This window comes from Pedobacter miscanthi (assembly GCF_032678605.1).
Taxonomy (GTDB): domain Bacteria; phylum Bacteroidota; class Bacteroidia; order Sphingobacteriales; family Sphingobacteriaceae; genus Pedobacter; species Pedobacter miscanthi_A.
On sequence record NZ_JAVTSU010000008.1, the window covers coordinates 124,225 to 145,578 of the forward strand.

At 34.6% G+C, this 21,354-nt stretch carries 26 protein-coding genes and 1 tRNA gene; 10 read left to right on the top strand and 17 right to left on the bottom strand.

Going from position 1 to position 21,354, the window contains the following annotated elements:
* Positions 1-1,018: 1,018 nt before the first annotated feature.
* Entirely contained in the window at positions 1,019-1,195 is a 177-nt protein-coding gene (locus R2R28_RS13550; protein ID WP_316826225.1) for a hypothetical protein, read from the top strand.
* 57 nt (positions 1,196-1,252) lie between these two features.
* Positions 1,253-2,122 (top strand): hypothetical protein, encoded by an 870-nt coding sequence (locus tag R2R28_RS13555; RefSeq protein WP_316826226.1) that lies wholly within the window; start codon positions 1,253-1,255, stop codon positions 2,120-2,122.
* A gap of 817 nt (positions 2,123-2,939) precedes the next feature.
* Here R2R28_RS13555 and R2R28_RS13560 read toward each other — a convergent pair.
* Together R2R28_RS13560 and R2R28_RS13565 are read right to left on the bottom strand one after the other, a co-directional pair.
* Positions 2,940-3,548 (bottom strand): DUF3226 domain-containing protein, encoded by a 609-nt coding sequence (locus tag R2R28_RS13560; protein ID WP_316826227.1) that lies wholly within the window; start codon positions 3,546-3,548, stop codon positions 2,940-2,942.
* Positions 3,549-3,551: 3 nt separating this feature from the next.
* Positions 3,552-4,634 (bottom strand): AAA family ATPase, encoded by a 1,083-nt coding sequence (locus R2R28_RS13565; RefSeq protein ID WP_316826228.1) that lies wholly within the window; start codon positions 4,632-4,634, stop codon positions 3,552-3,554.
* Between the two features lie 275 nt (positions 4,635-4,909).
* Here R2R28_RS13565 and R2R28_RS13570 point away from each other — a divergent pair, with 275 nt between their 5' ends.
* Positions 4,910-5,518 (top strand): recombinase family protein, encoded by a 609-nt coding sequence (locus R2R28_RS13570; RefSeq protein ID WP_316826229.1) that lies wholly within the window; start codon positions 4,910-4,912, stop codon positions 5,516-5,518.
* Between the two features lie 496 nt (positions 5,519-6,014).
* Here the strand turns inward: R2R28_RS13570 and R2R28_RS13575 are convergent, their stop codons facing one another.
* From R2R28_RS13575 to R2R28_RS13595, 5 genes are all read right to left on the bottom strand, one after another.
* Positions 6,015-6,338: a hypothetical protein gene (locus tag R2R28_RS13575; protein ID WP_316826230.1), complete on the bottom strand. Its 324-nt coding sequence runs from the start codon at positions 6,336-6,338 to the stop codon at positions 6,015-6,017.
* Position 6,339: 1 nt separating this feature from the next.
* Entirely contained in the window at positions 6,340-6,633 is a 294-nt protein-coding gene (locus tag R2R28_RS13580) for a hypothetical protein (RefSeq protein WP_316826231.1), read from the bottom strand.
* 1 nt (position 6,634) lies between these two features.
* The gene (locus R2R28_RS13585) at positions 6,635-6,928 is read right to left on the bottom strand and encodes a hypothetical protein (protein WP_316826232.1); all 294 of its coding nucleotides are present in this window, start codon (positions 6,926-6,928) and stop codon (positions 6,635-6,637) included.
* A 186-nt stretch (positions 6,929-7,114) separates the two neighbouring features.
* Positions 7,115-7,603, bottom strand: a complete 489-nt coding sequence (locus tag R2R28_RS13590; RefSeq protein WP_316826233.1) for a hypothetical protein — start codon at positions 7,601-7,603, stop codon at positions 7,115-7,117.
* The gene (locus R2R28_RS13595; protein ID WP_316826234.1) at positions 7,590-7,880 is read right to left on the bottom strand and encodes a hypothetical protein; all 291 of its coding nucleotides are present in this window, start codon (positions 7,878-7,880) and stop codon (positions 7,590-7,592) included. Before R2R28_RS13595 ends, R2R28_RS13590 begins: the two co-directional genes overlap by 14 nt.
* A gap of 81 nt (positions 7,881-7,961) precedes the next feature.
* On the opposite strand from R2R28_RS13595, the gene R2R28_RS29170 reads away from it, so the two are divergent.
* Positions 7,962-8,186 (top strand): helix-turn-helix domain-containing protein, encoded by a 225-nt coding sequence (locus R2R28_RS29170; protein ID WP_410479174.1) that lies wholly within the window; start codon positions 7,962-7,964, stop codon positions 8,184-8,186.
* A 28-nt stretch (positions 8,187-8,214) separates the two neighbouring features.
* Here the strand turns inward: R2R28_RS29170 and R2R28_RS13600 are convergent, their stop codons facing one another.
* Both R2R28_RS13600 and R2R28_RS13605 read right to left on the bottom strand, forming a co-directional pair.
* On the bottom strand, positions 8,215-8,553 hold the full coding sequence (locus R2R28_RS13600) for a hypothetical protein (RefSeq protein ID WP_316826235.1): 339 nt from the start codon (positions 8,551-8,553) through the stop codon (positions 8,215-8,217).
* A gap of 469 nt (positions 8,554-9,022) precedes the next feature.
* Positions 9,023-10,261: a hypothetical protein gene (locus R2R28_RS13605; protein WP_316826236.1), complete on the bottom strand. Its 1,239-nt coding sequence runs from the start codon at positions 10,259-10,261 to the stop codon at positions 9,023-9,025.
* A 226-nt stretch (positions 10,262-10,487) separates the two neighbouring features.
* Here R2R28_RS13605 and R2R28_RS13610 point away from each other — a divergent pair, with 226 nt between their 5' ends.
* On the top strand, positions 10,488-10,862 hold the full coding sequence (locus R2R28_RS13610; protein ID WP_316826237.1) for a hypothetical protein: 375 nt from the start codon (positions 10,488-10,490) through the stop codon (positions 10,860-10,862).
* Positions 10,863-11,174: 312 nt separating this feature from the next.
* Complete coding sequence (locus tag R2R28_RS13615; protein WP_316826238.1) at positions 11,175-11,402, top strand: hypothetical protein; 228 nt, start codon at positions 11,175-11,177, stop codon at positions 11,400-11,402.
* 324 nt (positions 11,403-11,726) lie between these two features.
* On the opposite strand, the gene R2R28_RS13620 is transcribed toward R2R28_RS13615, so the two are convergent.
* The 4 genes from R2R28_RS13620 to R2R28_RS13635 all read right to left on the bottom strand — a co-directional run bounded on the left by R2R28_RS13620 (position 11,727) and on the right by R2R28_RS13635 (position 13,541).
* Positions 11,727-11,800: transfer RNA gene (locus R2R28_RS13620), tRNA-Ala, on the bottom strand.
* Positions 11,801-11,928: 128 nt separating this feature from the next.
* Complete coding sequence (locus R2R28_RS13625; RefSeq protein WP_316826239.1) at positions 11,929-12,135, bottom strand: hypothetical protein; 207 nt, start codon at positions 12,133-12,135, stop codon at positions 11,929-11,931.
* A gap of 69 nt (positions 12,136-12,204) precedes the next feature.
* Complete coding sequence (locus tag R2R28_RS13630; protein ID WP_316826240.1) at positions 12,205-12,849, bottom strand: chloramphenicol acetyltransferase; 645 nt, start codon at positions 12,847-12,849, stop codon at positions 12,205-12,207.
* A complete protein-coding gene (locus tag R2R28_RS13635; protein WP_316826241.1) occupies positions 12,846-13,541 on the bottom strand; it encodes an HAD family hydrolase in 696 nt (231 codons plus the stop codon). The genes R2R28_RS13630 and R2R28_RS13635 overlap by 4 nt, the downstream gene beginning before the upstream one ends.
* A gap of 78 nt (positions 13,542-13,619) precedes the next feature.
* Between R2R28_RS13635 and R2R28_RS13640 the strand changes: the two genes are divergently transcribed.
* From R2R28_RS13640 to R2R28_RS13655, 4 genes are all read left to right on the top strand, one after another.
* Positions 13,620-14,264 carry a Crp/Fnr family transcriptional regulator gene (locus R2R28_RS13640; RefSeq protein WP_316826242.1) on the top strand — a complete coding sequence of 215 codons (645 nt, stop codon included), beginning with the start codon at positions 13,620-13,622 and terminating at the stop codon, positions 14,262-14,264.
* Positions 14,265-14,574: 310 nt separating this feature from the next.
* The gene (locus tag R2R28_RS13645; RefSeq protein WP_316826243.1) at positions 14,575-15,183 is read left to right on the top strand and encodes a hypothetical protein; all 609 of its coding nucleotides are present in this window, start codon (positions 14,575-14,577) and stop codon (positions 15,181-15,183) included.
* Positions 15,184-15,601: 418 nt separating this feature from the next.
* Positions 15,602-16,111: a flavodoxin family protein gene (locus R2R28_RS13650; protein WP_316826244.1), complete on the top strand. Its 510-nt coding sequence runs from the start codon at positions 15,602-15,604 to the stop codon at positions 16,109-16,111.
* A 53-nt stretch (positions 16,112-16,164) separates the two neighbouring features.
* Complete coding sequence (locus R2R28_RS13655) at positions 16,165-16,791, top strand: carbonic anhydrase (RefSeq protein ID WP_316826245.1); 627 nt, start codon at positions 16,165-16,167, stop codon at positions 16,789-16,791.
* 225 nt (positions 16,792-17,016) lie between these two features.
* Here the strand turns inward: R2R28_RS13655 and R2R28_RS13660 are convergent, their stop codons facing one another.
* The 4 genes from R2R28_RS13660 to R2R28_RS13675 all read right to left on the bottom strand — a co-directional run bounded on the left by R2R28_RS13660 (position 17,017) and on the right by R2R28_RS13675 (position 21,349).
* Positions 17,017-17,781 (bottom strand): SDR family NAD(P)-dependent oxidoreductase, encoded by a 765-nt coding sequence (locus tag R2R28_RS13660; RefSeq protein ID WP_316826246.1) that lies wholly within the window; start codon positions 17,779-17,781, stop codon positions 17,017-17,019.
* A 20-nt stretch (positions 17,782-17,801) separates the two neighbouring features.
* On the bottom strand, positions 17,802-18,641 hold the full coding sequence (kduI, locus tag R2R28_RS13665) for a 5-dehydro-4-deoxy-D-glucuronate isomerase (RefSeq protein ID WP_316826247.1): 840 nt from the start codon (positions 18,639-18,641) through the stop codon (positions 17,802-17,804).
* 88 nt (positions 18,642-18,729) lie between these two features.
* Positions 18,730-19,953: a DUF2264 domain-containing protein gene (locus R2R28_RS13670; protein ID WP_316826248.1), complete on the bottom strand. Its 1,224-nt coding sequence runs from the start codon at positions 19,951-19,953 to the stop codon at positions 18,730-18,732.
* Between the two features lie 211 nt (positions 19,954-20,164).
* Positions 20,165-21,349 carry a glycoside hydrolase family 88 protein gene (locus R2R28_RS13675; protein WP_316826249.1) on the bottom strand — a complete coding sequence of 395 codons (1,185 nt, stop codon included), beginning with the start codon at positions 21,347-21,349 and terminating at the stop codon, positions 20,165-20,167.
* Between the last annotated feature and the right edge of the window lie 5 nt (positions 21,350-21,354).

Sequence of the window (21,354 nt, forward strand, 5' to 3'; positions counted from 1 at the left end):
CTTACGTTTACCAGTTAAGGACGGTATTACTTTGGCATTAATGTGTTTCGATGACATAAATTAAAAAAAAAGGATGTAACACTCGCTGCTACATCCTCTTTATCTAAATTAACGCTCTCAATCTATGATTGATGCAAGGCTCTCACCCCTTGCAGTGCCAAAGATATATTTTAAGTTTTATATTCATATAACTTTCTCAGGTAATACCCTTTTTAACCAAAACCTCTGCTTGGTCACATTCTGCTTAAAGGTGAACATTAGGTGATACTTCGGCTATTTAAAGAAAAATAAAAACTTGATTTTAGATGAAATTTCAATCATTGCCAATATTCTGTCAATGATGGTAAAATTTCTGATAATGATTGAAATTAGTGTTTTTAAAACAAAGTATCATTACGCAATTTTGTTAGGCAAAGCATGCCAAATTAAATTTAAAAACTTGATTTATAATAAATTTTCTAAAGTAAATTGTATGTACAAAATCTGTAAAAATGACCTGTCGTTTATCGTTAGAATATGCCTTGGTATATTAGTGGAACGCTTTTTTAACTAATGAAGAATGAAAATGAATTTTATCCCATTTGGCTTTTTTACTGCGCTAGTAAAGTCTATCGTAGTATTGCTATTGCGCAATAAACCATTCTCAATTAAAGAGAAATTTAATGATGATGGTGTGCTAATCGAACGAGAAGAAATCTATAGAAAATAATTGGAAATGGATATTAGTTATAAACTTTATATCATTGAACCATCTTGTGGGTCTGGAGGATTTCATTTAGTTATCGGAGCTCCTCCTTATCTACCATCAGTTAATTGCTAATTTGGCTAACAATCAACTCGCACCTTATAAACCTGGTTATCAAAAAGTTAATCATATTATTAACAAACAACTATTGCAAATCATTTGGAAAGTTGCTACTTTTAAAAACTACTTCTTCTTGTCTGTATCCTACGGGACTGGATTACAGGTTACTTACTCTTGATTTTTTAGATAAAAACCTATTCAATAGTCACAGCCATGGATAATCGAAATAACATTTACAATATCAACAATGTTGATAAATTTGAAATACACATCCACAACCATCCATATAAACCTGAGGTGGAACCTACAAAAAAGAAAAATTGGGTGGACCTGGTTATTGCAACGATTACAGGCGCATTCTCTGCCCTAGCTAGTTTTGTTGGAAAATAAAAAGCGATATCTAACTAAAGATTTACAGCATAACTTATATTTATAGAAACTTTTAGTATGGTTAAATTTTTGCTCTCAATCCCTCAATCCGTTTATACATCATTAATAATCATATTCACCGCCATATCCACAATCATTCCCCTTTTAGGAACTAAACTTCGTGATGGTAGAGGTCATAGAAAGTGGTACAGGGGATTTACACGTGCAGGCATATTTGTAATAATTTGTGTTATAATTGCTGCAACCATGACCATTATTAAAGATGTTGTTTCCGACAGATTAGATGAAAATAAGGACAAGCAAGTTAAATTACAAAGCATCGCATTAACAAGAACGATTGATTCATTAAACACTATTAAGCAACAAGAAAACAGCAAGCTGATAATAGAAACCTTTATCAAATCTATTAAAACCACAGGAATTAAATTAGATGCTAATTCAAGCGATTTAAGAAAATTTATTACTGATTCCGTAAAGAGATTAGAACAAAAAAACTATTATGGTAACGAAGGCGAAGTAATACTAAATGGAGTAACACAAAAAAAATATCAAAATGATTCTTTACTTCTCGACCTCACATTCAGAACAAATCACAGGAGTTGCTCACATGTAAGGATTGAGATAGTTCCGATACTAGAAAAATCAAATAGTGCCTTATTTGGTTATCCTATAAATACTATCATAAAAGATGTAACAATTGAATATGGTACTTTACCTTTTAAAACAATAGCAATACCAAAGGCAGCCAACACCAAAAACCTAATTTTACCAGTCAGATTTTCTTGGAAAAATGAAACAGGGAAAGAATTTAGTCGTGTAGATTACTACTATTATTCTCCCGAAGATAATGAATACGGCACAATCGAAGATGCTTATACAAAACCCTATCGAAATATTGTACTTTCAAAATACCCAGACTTTAAATAACTACTAATTTTACTATGAATTTGAATATCCGACATTAAACTTCTAGTATGGTTTCAAGTCTAATGAAATATGCTAAAAATCCAGTTTATCGATGAATGTATTTATGAATCAGAAACATATATTGGCTCAAAAATAAGTGGCTAGTTCTAAAGGCGATACAAGAGAACCATTTACCAGAAACAATTAAAGAAAAAGCATTACAACTTGTTATTGGCACTGATTTTCCCACGAAAGGCTTTAAATACAAGTTATCGACTGAAAGAATTGAACCCATACAATTAACATGGAAAAAAGATTCTGCTATAACGGATAACTATTTATTTCAATTGAGATTTAAATATATAACACCAATTTATGATTGTTTAGATATTATAGATGGTTATTTATACAAACTTTTAGAGCCAAAAAATGGTGTAGTTATTCTTTATTCAAAAAATGGGAATTAATACCTTCTGATATTAGTTAAATTTTTGAAGTAATTAATCAATAGACTTTCCATCAATATTCCATGTCTTTGATTTTGAAAATGAATTATCGTATTCTTTGTGCAATAACCCACTATCCTAAAACGAATTGTAGACTTTCCTATTTTGTTTTTATCACCAACTTTAAGCATTGACATCCTATTTTCGGAGGCTATCACAAATTCTGGAAACACTTCGGTACAATATTACAATTCTGAATTAGAGATTTTTCTTCGATACAATATTTACATCTAGGAATTCTTTATAAAGGTAATTTAAAATATACCAGAAAAATTTAGAGAAGTTTATGATTTCACCTACCCAGTATTGCAAATTGTTAAAAAAGTGCAGTTTTAGTTGGCAATATGGTTTCCTAAAAATTCTTTTAATGGTATTAATTCGTTAGAATCAAAATCCCATACATTATTATTTGCATAAGCCCAAGTCTGCTTACTTCTAGCATCTTTAAATTCTGCGGGAGTTAGAACTGATTCAACATAAGCATATATTTTCGCTTTTTGCGCTGGAATAGTATAAGTATAACCACCCAATATACCTTTTTGCGTTACACAGTCTAAATAGCTTTCAAAACAATCAATTATAGGTTTATGATGTTGAACAGCAACTTTCTCTAAAAGTGTCTCGAACATGCCATCGTCATGATTGTTTGGGAATAAAAATAATTCAAATTGTAAACCTAGTTCATCTTTTTTTGCCATCAAATAATCATACCTAGTTGCGTAGCCTCCATTATTTTCTACTGAATCTGCGTCAAAAATCACTAAATTTGTACCACCTGCATCGGTAGTCTCCTGAAAAATTGGCTGATTGAGATGAAGCGTAGTATAACCCTTAGTATCAATAATCCTAATATTTTCCAATTTATCTACTAATAAAATTCTTTTAAGGAGTTGCTCAACAAATGGTGTATCCCATTCTCCTTCTGTAAAAATCGTTATCATTACTTATCGAATTTCAATTTCTTGTTGAATTGCGTTATCTAATTTTGGATAATCATAGACATAGCTTTTCATATTACCATCTTGAAGTTTTCTAATTGTGTAACTTCTGACTTGATTTTGAAATTGAGAATACTCATCGTCTTCCAATACTTGCCTCAAATATTCTAGGGATTCATAATGATGTGTTGTCAAGAAAACTTGTACATTATTCAATTGGGCGGAATAGAATATTGCTTTCCATAGACTTTTTAATGCTGTAAAGTGCAGTCCGTTGGAAAATTCGTCAATCAATACCAACCCTCCCTCTGCATCGTATATTGCTAGGAGAATCGATAATAGTTTAACAACACCTTCTCCTAATAAATTCAGAGGGTATCGTTTACCAAATCCTGTATCACATAAAATCATTCCGTTTGAGCCTAATGCAATTCCTTGAATGGAACTATCTACTAGTTTAAGAAACTCAATAAGTTTACCCTCTTGTTTATTTATAATCAGTTTATCTAATTTTGGAGTAAGAGACAACATCTGTATATTTCCAGTGACAAGCACAGCTCTATTAGTTTCCACTAACTTAGATGGTGTAAGTTTATATTGATTTAAGGCTTCCAATTCAATTGTAGCAATCGAACTTTCCTTTTTTGCATGTCTTTTTTTGGATTCATAATTCATCTTGATACCAGTGACAGGAATTTTATCGTAATCTGTGTTGGCAGCTAATGATGATATGCTATTTTGATTTTCTAATATTGAATTATATATACGAACATGGTTTGGAGTAATTCTAAGAGATTTTTCCAAGCCATTTTCTTCATAAAATGTCTTAATATTTAATTCATTATTATAATTAAGTTCATAAAATATAAATCGAAAGTCTTCCGTATCATTATGTAGAAGATTTCTGAAATTATCAATGGTTACAGCGACTCTTGGATTTTGAGAGCCTAGAGAAATGAATATTGCCTCTAATATTGAAGTTTTGCCAACATTATTTTTTCCTAGAAATACATTGACCATCTTCAAATCATCTATTTCTAGGTGTTTGATTCCTCGGAAATTACTAATTTCCAATTTTTGTAACATCATTATCTTAATATAATAAATTTCTTTGACTAAGCCAATTTTTTCTAATAATCTTAATGCAGCAGCAACGTAGGTACAAAAAAGTTGCACATCAACCGTTACAAATATATCTATTTAGCATGAACTAATTAATATGATATAATCAACAATATCAAATTGAGCACATATTTTGAGTACACATTAAATTTGTGAGTTACAATTTAATAAAAACTAGTCTTTTCATCGGAATTTACGGAATATATTCATATATTTAGGGTGTCAATTACCAATCTAAAATTATGAATATATTTTACGTAAGAGTGTCTTCTTTAGACCAGAAAACTGATAGGCAGAAAATAAATACAACAGGTTACAAAGTCTATGAAGACTATTGCAGTGGCTCGATAGCATTCGCTGATAGAGAAAAAGGTAAAGAAATTATAAAGCTACTAAATGGTGGAAAAATCTCTAGTCTTACTGTAAGTAGTATTGATAGGTTAGCGAGAAACGTACAGGACTTACTGGCAACCATCGAAATATTTAAAGGCAAAAACGTTTCAATAAATTTCATTAACCAGGGATTAAAAACGTTAGACGATGATGGAAAAGAAAACCCAATTTCTAGGATGATTATCAGCATTCTGGGAGTGGTGAGTGAAATGGAACGTGTTCAGATTAGAGAACGCCAACGTGAAGGGATAAACATTGCCAAAGCTAAGGGTAAGTATTCTGGGAGACGAGCAGGGTCGACAGAAGACACATTGAAATTTCTATCAAAACCTAAAAACCGTGAAGCGCTTAACTATCTAAAAAAAGGACATCTTAAAAATACCGAGATTGCAAAATTGACTGGTGTGCATATTAACACAATTACGAAGATTAAAAAGCTTGGCTTACAGAATCTTTAATTTGCTATTAATTATTAATGTAGTAGCAATTAATTGGGAGGTAAAATAACCTGTGCATAACCTATATAATACTATGTTATAACCTATGCACAACCTAAGAAAATTGACAATTAAAAGTAGTATATATTTGTAAAAAACGTTAAATTTCTGCAAAAAAGGCTTAATAACGACTCAATTACACTTAAAAAACGGAAGTTAGGTGGGCACACGTTCAATGCGAACTCCAATTTGAGTGAAATCTTTGAGGCCCATCCGTATCCCACTACCCCCGACAAGGGGGGGGGCTTTTTCCTAGGAGGGGGATGTCAGGTTTAAAACTCTAGGTAATTTTGAGGTCAAAAATAAAACCAGCTTCGAAAAAATTTTGGAAAAAAAATTCCCAGCAAGTTATAGCCTATAAAAAATTTTAGAAAAATAATCTTTTAGCCATACTCCAAAACCACCTGGAATTATGAACATATCAAAATAACAAAGTAGCTTTGAAGATTTATTGCACCTAACTATCAAAGTTAAAAGAAGCGGAGAAAACTACATCTGGATGCTTCATTGATAATTCCGAAAATGCAGCATAATACCACATTGAATCTTTAGGAGAAAGATGATATTCCTCAAATGTTCTTACACCATAAAATTCACCATGCAGAAAAACTTCAATACCATTTATTCCAATCCCCTGTTGCTCCACTCGTTTTAAAACAATTTCAAAGTCCGCTTTGGTAAAATGTGAAATTGCAAGCGTCTGATTGTCTAAAATCTGATTTAAACCACTGAAGATGTTGTTATTAAGAATATCTAACTTTCGCTGATGACTAATGTTCATATTAATATACTGGTCTATTTTTCAATACTCTTGCCAGCCAGTTCTCTTTGGAAAATTGAAAGTTTTGATTATACTTCAACTGCAAAGCATACCGGTAACCCATTAGAAAACGACTTGCATTGTCCCCTTTTGCATATTGGAGTATTGCTGTTTTTTGAGAACTGGTCGTAACCTCTTTAATGGTCATTACACCGTAATTGCAATCAATTTCAAGGTGCATATTTGCACCATTAAAGGCTAATAACTCGTTGATTTCATCTTTTAATTCAAAGATTTCTTTTATTGAAAACTTCATTTTAAGCTAGATTAATATGAAGTACACTCTTAAAAAACCTCGTATACCATTTTTTTGTAGACTCAACACCAACACTTTTAAGCTGAATTAAAAAACCATTGAGAAAATGATATCCTTGGTCGTAGGTTAAACTTTCTTCATGCTTTGAAAGCTCACCATTGGTATCTGCAAAACTAATAGATAAGAAATTATATGATTCGAAATCGATTTCAATTTTACAACCATGATTACCAGCTATTAACTTTTGATTAATTTGGTTTCGTAATGTATATAATTCGCTCAATGCAACTGCCATCTACCACTATTGTTCGTTAACACTAACAATTGAATGCAACGCAGAACCAAACTGACTCTGGACTATTTTTTTCGCATCTACGAAATTATTGGCCATAACTACAGTTTGTTGGGTAGCACTCATTTGGTGCAAGCGGTATTTGACAATAAAGCTTTTCATGTTATCCTCTACTAATATAAAATTGAATTAATTATAAATCTCAGAATTTGCTGCGGTTGCAATTTGGTTCAACTCTTCATCATACTGCTTTAAATAAAACTGGTTTAGAAATAACCCTTCGTCAGTTTTTTTAATCTGCAATAATGTACGTTTTTCAATTTTACTTGTGGCAGCCTCTAGAACCTTTAAAACTATCATCAATACTATCGTTGCTGGTACTGTCATAAAAAATGCAAAAAATACTGAGGGCAAATAGTCCCCTGTTAAAATAGTATTGTAAATAAAAATGCTTGCAAAGACTATCATTACACAATACACCATAAGCACTTTATTCTCAGGAAGATTTAATTTAGAAACTTTTACATCAATTTCTTCGATATTTACTCCTCTCAACTCATTTAGCCCGATAAAAGAGTTTATTTGACCATTGTTAAAGAGTAATCTTTTATCTGTAATGGTAAATTTTTCATTTGAAATTTGAATTTCTTTTTTTATTTGTTCGTTATTGAGTAGCATTTTTTCCCTTGGTAATTGCGTTAATAAAATCTTCTTTTTCTTTGATTAGCCTTTCATCTGACCAATCTTCTTCTACAGCAATTCTTTGAATATTATATAAATCCTCTTGGGTTTTAAGATAACATTCATCAAGTCTTTTTAGTTGTTTAGTAGTATTTGAGTAAGTTTTTGCATCGATGTAGCAATTACAAACATCATCAATTTGGTCATTTCTAGAATGGGATTTACAACCCAATAATGACATAAAGAGAAGTAAGGCGAGAGTTAATCCTTTCATAAACAAATATACAAGAAAAAATCAAAAAAACAACATATACGTTGTTAGAAAATTTAGGGCATATCTGTTCATTTGACCTCAATGGTAAAGGACGAGCGACTAATTATTTTAGGAAAACATATTCGAGTGATACGACTATCGAAGAAGTTGACACAAAAGCAATTAGCACACTCAGTCAACAAAGACCAACAGTCTATTAATCGGCTGGAAAGTGGAGGGGTAAATCCTTCATATCTTTATTTGGTTAGCATTGCAGAAGGGCTGGAGATTGACATACAGACCCTTCTCAATATTAGTGAAACCTAAACAAAAATTAGCCCCCCCACAACTTATATCAGTTATAACTGATTTTAATTAAAAGCTGTTTTTCTTCGAAACGCATTTGAATAACATCGAATGCATTTTCAACGTACAAATTTATTGCAGCATTAATATCTTCATTACCCTTAAATTCTTTTGGTATCCCGATGATTGGTAAATAATCATTCACCTCTAGATTGAACATAATAACATGATTTGGTAAATCCTCACCCATATATTCGAATTCTAGGTTTTCTTGAAACTCTGGATAATAGTTTCTTTTGTATCCAAATTGTGTGATTAATATCTTACCAATTTGATTGTATTCGACAGCTACATCCATTAAATTGTTAATCATTTCTTGTGTTTTCATAATGTGTGTGTTTAAAGTAATTTTCAAGGTTTCCCTTCAGTAATCTTATTTGATTTATTCATACAAATATCCCTACATCATAAACAACTTCCAAATCACAAAACAAAATAAATCATTATAACTACCTGATTTATTGAGATTTAACTACTAATCTTGGAGTCCCAAGAACTTTCCTTATTTATCTGCTTTTAAAGTACATTAGAAGCACTTTAGCATATCTAAAACTATTTGCAATACTTTTGTCATTTCAGCTTGTAATGAATAGATATCTGCAGAATCCCTATTTGCATTTATGTCAAACTTATCTTAAAACTAAATCAGTTATATATATCATTTAAACCATGGTTAATTGAATAGATTAAATCACCTTCAGTATTATACCTTCATTACAAGTTGAAGTGCTGTGTTCCAATCCGCCACCTCAATTACTCATAAGTTGAATTAATTTTAAACGGTTCTACCTGGCCTACTACTGGTGAATAGCTAGAGAACTATCATTAACTACTAATAGTTGTTCTAATGATTTAATTTGCGGCTTTAAGGATTTTTTTTGAATGGTTATTATGTTTTGATTTTTATAATTTTCATTTAGTGCTGACACATGCGCTTTGTACTCTGACCAATATTTTTGTACAGTTTTTCTGCTTATTTCATTATTTGCCACAAGTGCTGGTTGGCTAATCTTGCCAAGCATTTTAAAATCCCAATCTTCTAGAATTTTCCATATCTTTTTTTTTGATTTCTGGGTAGTATTCTTAGCTCGTTCTTGTCTGGTAATCGCAAATTTTTCATCCTTGGTCAACTTGCTATTTTCATTGAAGATGACCCTACATATTTTATTGAACACGATAGGCTGAAGTTTTTTATCCTTAAGTTGTTTTATAAGAGTGTTGGCGATTTTAATGATTTGGTTCTCATCTATTGGACTGGTACAGGCAACGGGGTTAACGTGTTTAAGATTATTAATTAATCCCGAAAGGCTTAACCATTGGTTCAACCATAACAGATTGTTACCATAGCTTAAAAGATAGTTATACCTCTTACCATCCCTTATCTTATGAGTATATGGAATCCAACATTTAATTATTTGATACCCATTTTCCCAATCGGAAATATATTCCTGGTTGCTTTCGATATAGGCCTGTTTATTATCATATCTGATTTTTTTAGGAAAAGCACCCCTTATGTCGTATATGTCGCTTCCTTTTTTATTTACATCACAGTGGGTGCTTTTTTCTGTAATACGACTATCCACAGACTGAAAAACATAAGAAGATTCATTGATAAAGACATTCTCATCAAAAGACAATACATTGAATTGAGAATGTTTAATCGCATTAGTATCAACATAATTATTCAATAATAATGTCGAAACAATAGACTGATAAGAAGATTTAAAATTATTTTTGTTTAAACCTTCAACCCGTACAAGAATAGCATATCCCTCACCACCTACTGAACGATAGTAAGAATAGATTTTAGTTAGGTCTAATGAGTCAATATTAAAATCTGGCACATCTATGTCAATATAAATAAATCCTGTGCTAGAGATAATATTTTCATCTTTTTTATATCCATTGTATGTAAAGTTATAAGTTACACAAGGTAGGATTGATTTCAATGTTTTTTTATCAGTTGCACCAGTCCTGGCACTTTCAATTAACATTGAATATTTTGATGACTTAATTTGAGATAACCATTCTGTCATGGTTATATTATTAACTACGGTGGGTTTGCTTACGTCAGCGTAAGTATTGATAAACGTTTTCAATTTTGATGTTCATTACTCGTTTTATTCAGTTTTAAATGTAGATTAAACGAGAGGGTGAGCAGCTACTCTCACCCTTAATGAATCATTTAATGCAAATATTTAAACAATATGATGAATGGTTACCCAATCATTTATAAATAGTCTTATGTGAAAATATTAAGCATTGAATGAAAATTATTCTTACTCGGACTTAAAACAAGTATATAATGAGAATAAAAAAAATCAAGTGCGATGTGTAATAGTTTTAATTAATTTCGTATATGAAAAAAAAAATCAATTATCCGCTTTTCCAACGCCACCTAAAAACACTCAATCACTGGATGAAGATTTCCACTATATATATACAATTATTATAGAGGATGATAATTTGAAGCAAGAAACATCGTTGCAAAAAGCATTCGAAACAATGATTAAGGCATTCTATTTTAGTTCCTTACCTGAGGAATTACCCACATTCAATGAATTCACCATTGAGATTAGAGCAACTGATAAATTTAACGTTGGAAACAACACAGCTGTTACCAGAAAAAAGAAGTAGTTAAATCAAACAATTGAAATCATTATCTATTGCATTGTTATATTAATAAAATGGATTTTTGCAGTAGGAGTTAGCATTTAATTAATGATGACACATATAACATGTATATCCCATTTTCTCTTTTTCAATTATGTTAAGTAAGCTATCTAAACTCTAATTGTTAGAGAATACAAGTCTAATTTAAAAAATTTGCACTATGCTTTTTTTAGTAAAAGATGTTGTGCGCCTTGATTTTTTAAAATTATGGGATATTGTTGTCATGTGCAGTCAGAGACCTCCATAATATTATCAACCGAGCATTTCAATATGATAATGGGAGAAATACGTGGTTTAGCAAACCAAATCAAAACGTTAGAATCAAAACTAAATTCTCAACTGCCATATGAACTTTCTCCAACTCAAATTGCAAAAACTGCAATAACCCAACTACTTAGCGATAATAAAAAACCAGAGCAACTTACGCCAAATGAAAAATTTGAACAAGAGGTCCAGGAAGCAAGAATTAGAAGAAAAAAGGAAATTGGCAAAAAAAGTCTTTAAAAGAAATTTGAGTGCATTGCCCCCCCTAATTATAAAGTAGTTACAAATCATAAATTAACCCAACTCCTTTAGGTTGCACGAAGTTTTTTAACTGAAATTCTCCATAGATAATTACATGGTGTCAAATAAAGTTATTTCATAACTTTATTTATCACGTGGATTTTCGAGACACTTTTCAATACTCTAATAGATTGTAATAATATTTTTACAGATTTTTCACTCGAATTTTCTTTGCTGAAAGTTTGCTGAATATGCCATTTTAACACGACTTTAAAGAAACAAAAATGCCCTTTAAAGTTAATTAAAGGGCATTAGTAATGGGTGTGGAGAATATCGGATTCGAACCGATCACCTCTTCACTGCCAGCGAAGCGCTCTAGCCAAATGAGCTAATCCCCCGGTTTTTTGAATGTTCAATAATCAAATTCCGAATAAACAGATAAGATTATTGAATAACAAGCTTTCCTACTTGTGCAGCAAAAATAGCAAATACTTTCTCGATTGCAAATGATAATTCATCTTTTTCATTAATCTTTAAGTTTAAAAGCAAACATCGCCATGAAACAGATTACCACAATTGCCGATTGTATTGAATAATTGATGAACAAAAAAAGCACAAATGTGGCGATGAGCAGCATCACAAAAAACATAATGGCCTTAAACACAGTATCCATATAACACATGGCTATTATGGCAAAAATATAGAAAGGAATAATAATGGCAGCTATAAACATCGCCGAAAATAAATTCCTAATATTAACGGGTCATTAAATATTTTTTAGGTTTAATTCCTTAAAATTTGGTTATACGTATTGGTTAACCTCTTTTTTATTTAACAAATCCTGATAAACCTCTACAAATTGCGCAACGTTATATCCATCCATCAATGCATGGTTTACATGGATAGAAATCGGCATTATTTTTCTTCCGTTCTCCTCGCGTACTTTACCAAATGATATTTTCGGACAACTATCCTGATGGGAATACTTACGGGCATGTGATAGGGAAGTAAAGTTTAACCAGGGCAATGCTGAATAATGGATCACGTTTTCTCCTGAAGAAGATGGGATTAACCCTGTAGTGGCCTTTACTTTTTCGATTTCTTTATCGGCTTCGGTTTTAAAGTCTTCAAAATCCTCAAAGAAATCCATATAACCGAAACCAAAGGTACCATTTGGCCGGTTAATCGTTGCTGCAGCATTAATGGTATTGTATTTCCATACCTCACCATCTATGATGCGGTAACTAAAAGGTTCTACCCGGTTTACGGCAACCAGCGATTTGTGCAGGTAAAGCAGGAAAAAAGAAACTTGGTTCTCTTTTGCTTCTTCGTAAGTAGTGGTACAGTCTACCTCTACGGTAACGCCGAAGAAAGGTTCTTCAAAAGCGCTAAAAAAATTAAAATGATCTTTTCTGATCCAGGTGTTTATATCTATTTTTTCTTTCATTCTGTTAATTTTGGTAAAACTTCGGCCAGACTTTCCATTTCGTAAAAGTTAGGGTGCTCAATACGATGATCAATACTTTCGTGCACCCAGGTGGTGTGGAAAGGAATATGAACCGCGTAACCACCAATATTCAGCACAGGCAAAACATCTGATTTTAAGGAGTTGCCCAGCATTAAAAACGCTTCAGCTTTACAATCCAGGTGCCTGATCAGTTTTTGATAATCTTTTTCCTGTTTATCGCTCATAATTTCGATATGATGAAAATAATGATCTAAGCCCGATTTGGTAAGTTTACGCTGCTGATCGAGCAAATCGCCTTTGGTAGCCACTACTAATCTGTATTTTCCGTGCAAAGCTTTCAATACTTCTTCTACCCCATCTAATAAAACTACAGGCTTATTGAGCATTTCTTTCCCCAATTCGAGTACTTTTTCTACAATTGCGGGGTTAATTTTACCCATGGTAATTCGCATCGCCGTTTCCGTCATGCTCAACATAAAACCCTTTATTCCATAACCATAAAGGGGTAAATTGGCCATTTCTGTTTTGTAAAGCTCTGCCATAATACTGTGGCGGGGCATAAAATCTTCTAAAAGGCCTGCAAATTGCTCTTCGGTCTCACGGAAATAAGGTTCGTTTACCCAAAGGGTATCATCGGCATCAAAAGCAATTACGGTAATTTTATTTTTCATTGTTATGCTTACTTTAGTGGCACAAAAATAGCGCAAGCCTCAACGTTAAAAAAGGACATTTGTCTCGACTGATAGAATATGCTACGTACCAACCTTACTTTCTTATCTTTTATAGAACGTTTCTGTACAGAAAACAATGAAGCAAATATTACGCTTAAAAATTTTAAAGCAGGGTATCGTTTTATCGAACAGGGCGAAAAAATCAGCAATATTTACATCATTAAAGATGGGATCAGCAAGTGTTTTATTTCTGAGGAAAACGGGAAAGATTTTATTATCGAATTTTTAGGCAAAGGGGAAGTTGTGGGCGAGCTCGAAGCCTTAAAAAAGATCAATTGTTTGTGTAATGTAGCGGCAATTAGCGAAGTTACCGCTTATGTAATCCCTGATTATCTCTTTCATTCGCTGATTAGCCAAAGTAGTGAATTTACTACAATCTTACTCCAGGAACTGTCTACCAGAATTATACAAACCAGTACGCGGGCATCCTTCCAGCAGCTGTATACCTTAGAATATGCACTTTTAAAATTATTAAAACTTCAGGCCGACGAACACATTTCCATTTCGAAAGAAGACATGGCTGCCTACTTAGGTATATCTGTAAGAAGCTTTAACAGAAGCTTAAAGCAAGTGATAGACAAAGGTGGTTTCGATACTCCTGAATTTAAAAATATTTTACAGCTAAACAATATGAAAAAGCTATTGGAACGGCTGAAACAATAAAATAGTATTATGGTATAATTATTGCTTAAAAGATATTTGCAAAATAATTGTAACGTTTCGGTATTTGAGGCCGTTTAGGTAATAATTGTTTGCAGCTACTAAATTAGACACACAAATAACCATAATATACAAATGAAAAACTACAACCGCCAATTCTCATTAAGATCACCAGGTTAACAGGTATCAAGAGCATCATCCATACAACCGGAAAGCTCGGCAATACAATGATATCCTTAATTATCATTTAAATAAGGCGAAAGGCTAAGGCCTGGTTGCTATTTACACTGACTTTAATTAATCTTAATCTAACATGAGTGCTTATATTAACATCTACACCAATTCCTTAACAGACGACCTCATTCCGACCATTTTAAAACGGTTAAACGAACATGAAAATGTTTTGGACCTTAATTCCTCATTTTCATTCAGAAATACAAATGGTAGTTTGCCAATTATTTTTAAATGGGATAAGCCAAGTTTAGAAATATTTAACGAAAATAACTTAAAACTCAATTTTAACGTATCACTTAAATCTTTCAACCTTAAAGAATACAAGAAAAAGCTTTTTAAGGATAAAATTATAAAACAGAGTTTTATCCAGAAAATAACCGGGTTGTTTAAAAAGAAAAAAAGAAAAGTTGCCAAACCTGTAAAACTAAGTGCAGAAGTTGAAGCACAATTGCACAACTACAATAAAGTATTTTCGATAAAATACCATCCGGGTGATGTTTTCGAAAACCACTTTGCTACGTTAATTGGTGCAATTGTTACTGAATTAAGCAACGGTGTTTGTCATTTTACCCAGGAAAATGTTTGGTACAACTCGAAAAACGTACTGAGAGAATCGTTGGTTAACTTGTACACCCTAGAAGAACTGCCAAACCACATTAATAAAAATGCGGTAGCTGTTGCCAGCTAAAAGCATTAGAATATAATATTCTCTACTTATCGTCATTTCGAGCGAAGTGCAACGCAGCCGGGAAATCTATCTCAAGAGCATTTTTGATTTAGATCTCTCTCCCGAAAATTCGGGACTGCATTTCAGTCGAGATGACGATACTTTTTATTAAACTCCGTTATTTCGGGCGAAGTGTAATGCATCCGAGAAATCTTGCTAGATAAATCTCTCTCGAATATTGGGGATTGCAATTCATCAGATGGCGATTAGATAGAGATGACGACTTTTCTATAGACCTATATAAATACTTAAATCACCAACGGGCAACGATTCAAATTGAACACTTTTGGTGATCTTCAGGATAGCTTTTCTACCACAATACTTATAAAACCCCTAAACATTTAAGGATAAAGCTTGTTATTTAACCAAATAAAAAAGCATGCCCGATATCCTAATCATAAATGGTAGCGCCAGGTTACATGGAAATACCCAGAAATTTATCAGCAAACTCACCGAAGAAATTGCGTTTGACCAATTGAATTTACTGGAACATTATTTTCTTCCTTACAATTACGAAAACCAATACCCGGCTGAAGATCGTTTTGATGTTTTTGCGAAGGAAATCCTCTACCACAAACACATCATTTTTGCAACACCTGTTTATTGGTATGCTATGAGCGGCAGAATGAAAAACCTCTTCGACCGCTTAACCGACTGGGTAACCATGAATAAGGAAGTAGGCAGAAACCTGAAAGGTAAAACAGTACAACTAATTGCTGTTGGCACAGATGCCGATTTACCAGATGGATTTACTACTCCCTTTTTTATGACGGCCAATTACATGGAGATGGATTACAAAGGTCACGTTTATTTTAACGCGGAAGATGCGGTTACTGACGAAGAACTTGCTGAAATCAGAAAATCTTTTTTTAGTTTTATACCTGCATAACAGCAATACTTATCCTAATTCACCTATTCAAAAATGCTATTTAAAGCACAACCATGAATGTAGAAGACGTTTTTAAGAACAATGAAAAATGGATCGCCGAAAAACTGGCCATTGATCCTGATTATTTTACTGAATTATCGAAAGGGCAGAGTCCGGAATTTTTATATATCGGCTGTTCTGATAGTCGTGTTACGGCTGAAGATTTAATGGGCATACAGCCTGGCCAGGCTTTTGTACACCGTAATGTGGCTAACCTGGTAAACAACGTAGATTTAAATGTGATGACGGTTTTAAATTATGCCGTTCGCCACCTAAAAGTAAACCATGTAGTGGTTTGCGGTCACTACAACTGCGGTGGTGTTAAAGCTGCTATGCAACCTGCCGATATGGGCATTTTGAATCCATGGTTAAGAAATATCCGTGATGTTTACCGGATCCATAAAGATGAATTAAATGCGATTGAAGATGAAGGTGCACGTTACAACAGACTGGTAGAATTGAATGTTCAGGAGCAATGTGTAAACTTGTTAAAAACCGCAGCAGTGCAGGAGGCCATTACCGCCCGCGGACTAACGGTACATGGTTGGGTCTTCGACATCCACACAGGCAGATTAATTGATCTTAAAATTGATTTTGAAAAGATTTTGAAGGATATTAAGGAGATTTATAACCTTTATTAAAAAAAGCCCGGAGTCTTAATTTCATAAAATGCTTGCGCTCGTTTCCAAACGAGCGCAAAAATAACTATACGATTCTATCGTTTGGAAACGATAAATTATTCAACGCTCGTTAGAAACGAGCGTTAAATAAAGTCTTAATTGCATAAAAAACCCTCGCAGGTTTTGGAAACCTGCGAGGGTTGATAATCACGAATCATCGACTCAGGACTAATGACTTTGGACTAACTACCTTCCCATCCAACCGCCATCAACGGTTAAAATTGTTCCGTGTACATAATCACTTGCTTGTGAAGCTAAAAATAAGGTTGGTCCTTTAAAATCTTCGGGGGTTCCCCATCTTCCGGCAGGGATACGTGATAAAATTGAAGTGCTTCTGTCCTGATCTTCGCGCAAAGCAGACGTATTATCTGTGGCAATATAGCCTGGTGCAATCGCATTTACATTTACACCTTTTGATGCCCATTCGTTAGCAAAAGCTTTGGTTAAAGAGGCAATTGCTCCTTTACTTGCTGCATAACCCGGCACTGTAATACCGCCCTGAAATGATAATAGAGATGCGGTGAAAATTACTTTTCCGCTACCACGAGCTACCATATCCCTACCCACTTCTCTGGTTAAAATAAATGGAGCGGTTTGGTTTACGGCAATTACTTCATCCCAATATTCATCAGGATGCTCGGCAATCGGTTTACGCAAAATCGTTCCGGCGTTATTTACCAGAATATCGATAACCGGATGATCGGCTTTTACCTGCGCAGCAAAGGCAAGGGTATTTTCGCGTTTACTGAAATCGCACTGGTAGGCATAAAATTTCCTGCCCAATGCAGTAATCTCTTTTTCTACGGCACTACCTTCCAGCTCTAAACTGGCAGAAACACCGATAACATCGGCACCTGCTTCGGCCAATGCTAAGGCCATTGCTTTTCCAATACCTCTTTTACAACCAGTAACCAAGGCAGTTTTACCTGCTAAATTAAATATGTTCGACATGATGTTTTCTTAAATATAAATTATTTCAATTCGGTAATGGCGCAATGGTCCATATCACCATAATCAAGATTTTCGCCGGCCATACCCCAAATAAAGGTGTAGTTACTGGTACCAGCACCTGAATGAATAGACCAGTTTGGCGAAATCACCGCCTGATCGTTTTGCATCCAGATATGGCGGGTTTCCTGTGGCTGCCCCATAAAATGGCAAACACTTTGTCCTTTTGGAACTTCGAAATAAAAATAAGCTTCCATCCTTCTATCATGAGTATGTGCAGGCATGGTATTCCAAACACTGCCCGATTTTAATTCGGTCATACCCATTTGTAACTGGCAGGTAGGCAATACACTGTTTACCAACAACTTGTTGATGATCCTGTGATTAGCTGTTTCAGGAGTACCTAATTCTACAATTTCTGCCTCAGCCTTGCTCACCTTTTTGTTTGGATAAGTATGGTGTGCAGGTGCTGAATTGATGTATAATTTAGCGGCTTCGCCTGGAGTTGCTGATTCGAAGAACACTTCTTTTGCACCCTTACCGATGTACAAAGCTTCTTTATAATCCAATTCGTACTTTTCGCCATCGGCCGTTACTATTGCTTTTCCGCCAACATTGATGATACCCAGTTCTCTACGCTCTAAAAAGTAGGCCGCTTTTAAATCATCAGGGTTTGGCAATGCGATTTTCTGATCAACAGGCATGGCACCGCCAACAATATATCTATCAAAATGAGATAAGGTTAGGTTTACCTGGTTTGCTTCAAATACGTTTTCGATTAAGAAATTATCCCGCAAAGTTGCGGTATCCATTTGTTTAACTTCTTTGGGGCTTTGAGCGTAACGGCTTTCAAATTTATTCATTGGTTAAAAAATTGAGTTTTGGAAAAGGATCTAACTCATACTCCAGATCCTATCCGCAAATATATTTATAGGATATTTATTATTGGTATTAATACTCAACTTTATAATCCTTTTTTATGCTTTCTCCACTCCATGCCTTTAAACTGGTCCATGGCGCCGGTGCATCTGTCCAGAATTTATTATCGGCGGGTAGCCCCAAAGTTAAAAAGCCAAGCGTTGCCATGTACAAACTCCCTGTTGAGGTATAGGTATCGGCTACTTCGGGCTGATGACCGTTAAAACCCAGCACCAACCATCCCTGCTCATCAAAATTCTGTTTGCCATCGTAAAGATTATGCATCACCCTGGTTAATGCGCCACGCACTTGTGCAGGTTTTACATATTCAGGTAGCTTTTCCATCAGGGCAGTTTGCGCCAAAGCCTGAAATGCCGCTGTACGGTAAGTAATGGAACGGCCATAAGCCGGATAAGTACCCTCCGGAGAAATAATCCTTTCCAGGTATTCTGAATAACGCACCATTCTTTTCAATGCCAGATCATAATCGGCCTGTTGTGCTTTTTTCTTGTCAACCAATACTTTTAACAAATCAACAAGCATGGGGTGGATTACGTAAGAATTGTAATAGTCCATACTGAATTTTTCTCCATCACTGTACCAGCTGTCGCCAACGTACCATTCTTTCATTTTATTGATCGAGAACTGCACACGGGCAGGATCATATTGCTCGCCAATGCTCAATAAAAACCCTTCAGTCAGTCCAGAAAACAAGAGCCAGTTGTTATAAGCACCGCTGCGGGAGCGCAAGGATTTAAATTCTTCAATAAACCGCTTTTTTGTGATTTCATCAAGCGGTTCCCACAGCGCTTTTGGTGCGCGCAGAAAAGCATGGGCAACGTAAGCGGCATCAACAATGGGCTGACTTTCTGACCGGTAACTAATATAATCGGGATTTTCTGGATTTACTGAATTTGCCAAAGCTTTTAAAAGTTCGGTACGCATGGTTTTCCGGAGCTTACCTTCGGCAGTATCATCGTCAGGCAAGGCCAGCCAGGGCGCCACGCCAGCAATGGTGCGACCCAACGCTTCGAGATAGGTCACTTTATTTACGTTTAGGCCATAACCAGGAGCTTTTTCTACTGGCATATTCTTTTTCAACGTTTCGTTGGCCAGGTTATGGATTACCGGGTAAGCAATGCGGTTTAAGGTTTTTACCCAAAAAGCACGGTCTTCGGCACCAGTACTGGCTTTCTTTTGTGCATAAGTGAACTGCGAACAGATCAGTAATGCAGAAAAAATAATTTTATATTTCATTAATTTTGTTTTAATCTATTTTATAATAATTCGATCTCCATTAATAAACAATGATGTGGCGATGACAAGCTGCCAAAAGTCGTCATTGCGAGAAGGCTTTTTCAGCCGACGAAGCAATCTTTATAGCAAAAATCACTAACATGAAAGATTGCTTCGTCGTTCCTCCTCGCAATGACGAATCTTTTTATTTAAACCCTATCGCTTATCAATTCTACAAATACCATTTTTTATATCTCGCCAAAGCTTCCAAATAATAATAATCGGCATAAATTAAAGGTACATCTATTTCGCTGTTTAATGGATAGGCACCCGTGCTGTGCATTAATAAATAACCTCCGTTTTCACCCAGTTTTGCATGGTATGCACTACTCGAAAGGGAGTAAATCATGGTTTCGGCGGCAGATTTAAATTCGGTTTTTTCATTACCGGTGGTATATTGAGCAAGTTCTAACAATGCTGAAGCCATTAATGCACCAGCAGAAGCATCGCGTTTGGCGTAAGGAATGCCCTGCGCATCAAAATCCCAGAAAGGAATTTTATCTGCAGGTAAATTTGGGTGATTTAAAATAAAGTGCGCAATCCCTTTGGCCTGCTTTAAATAAGTTTCATCTTTGGTAAAACGGTACATCATGGTATAGCCATACAAAGCCCAGCCCTGCCCACGCGACCATGCCGAACAGTTTGCTGCACCCTGCCAGGTGGCTTTTTTAATTACCGCACCAGTTTGGGGATTATAATCTACCACATGGAAAGAACTAAAATCGGGACGGAAATGATTTTTTAAAGCGGTATTGGCATGGATTACTGAAATTTCCTTAAACTTTTTATCACCGCCGTTATCGCTGGTCCAGTTTAACATTTCGAGGTTCATCATGTTATCGATAATTACGGGGCACTCCCAGTATTTACTCTTATTCCACGATTGGATCGATTTTACTTCAGGGCGATACCTGGTAGCCAAAGATTCAGAAGAACGTTGGATTACTGCTTTATATTCGGGTTTGCCGGTTAAACGGTAGGCATTTCCGAAACTGCAGTACATCATAAAACCCAGGTCGTGGTTTCCGGTATAGGTTTGGTTGGGCTCTATTACTTTTAAAGCCGCTTCAGCTTCCTGTTTAATGCTGGCATCTTTAGTTTGCTCATAGATGTACCACAAACTGCCTGAATAGAAACCACTGCACCACCATTTGATATCGTAATTTACAGGTTTGCCGTTTTCGAATGTCTGCGGGGTTTTACCTGCCGGAATATTTTTGGCAAGCACTTTATACTGATCAGCAGCAAATTTAAATTCATCGTTGATGAGTTGGGCCATTGGCTTCTTTTCGGTCTGGGCAAAAGTATTTAGCCCTGTGAGCATGAGTAATGCAGCAATTAAATTGTTTTTTTTCATTATGA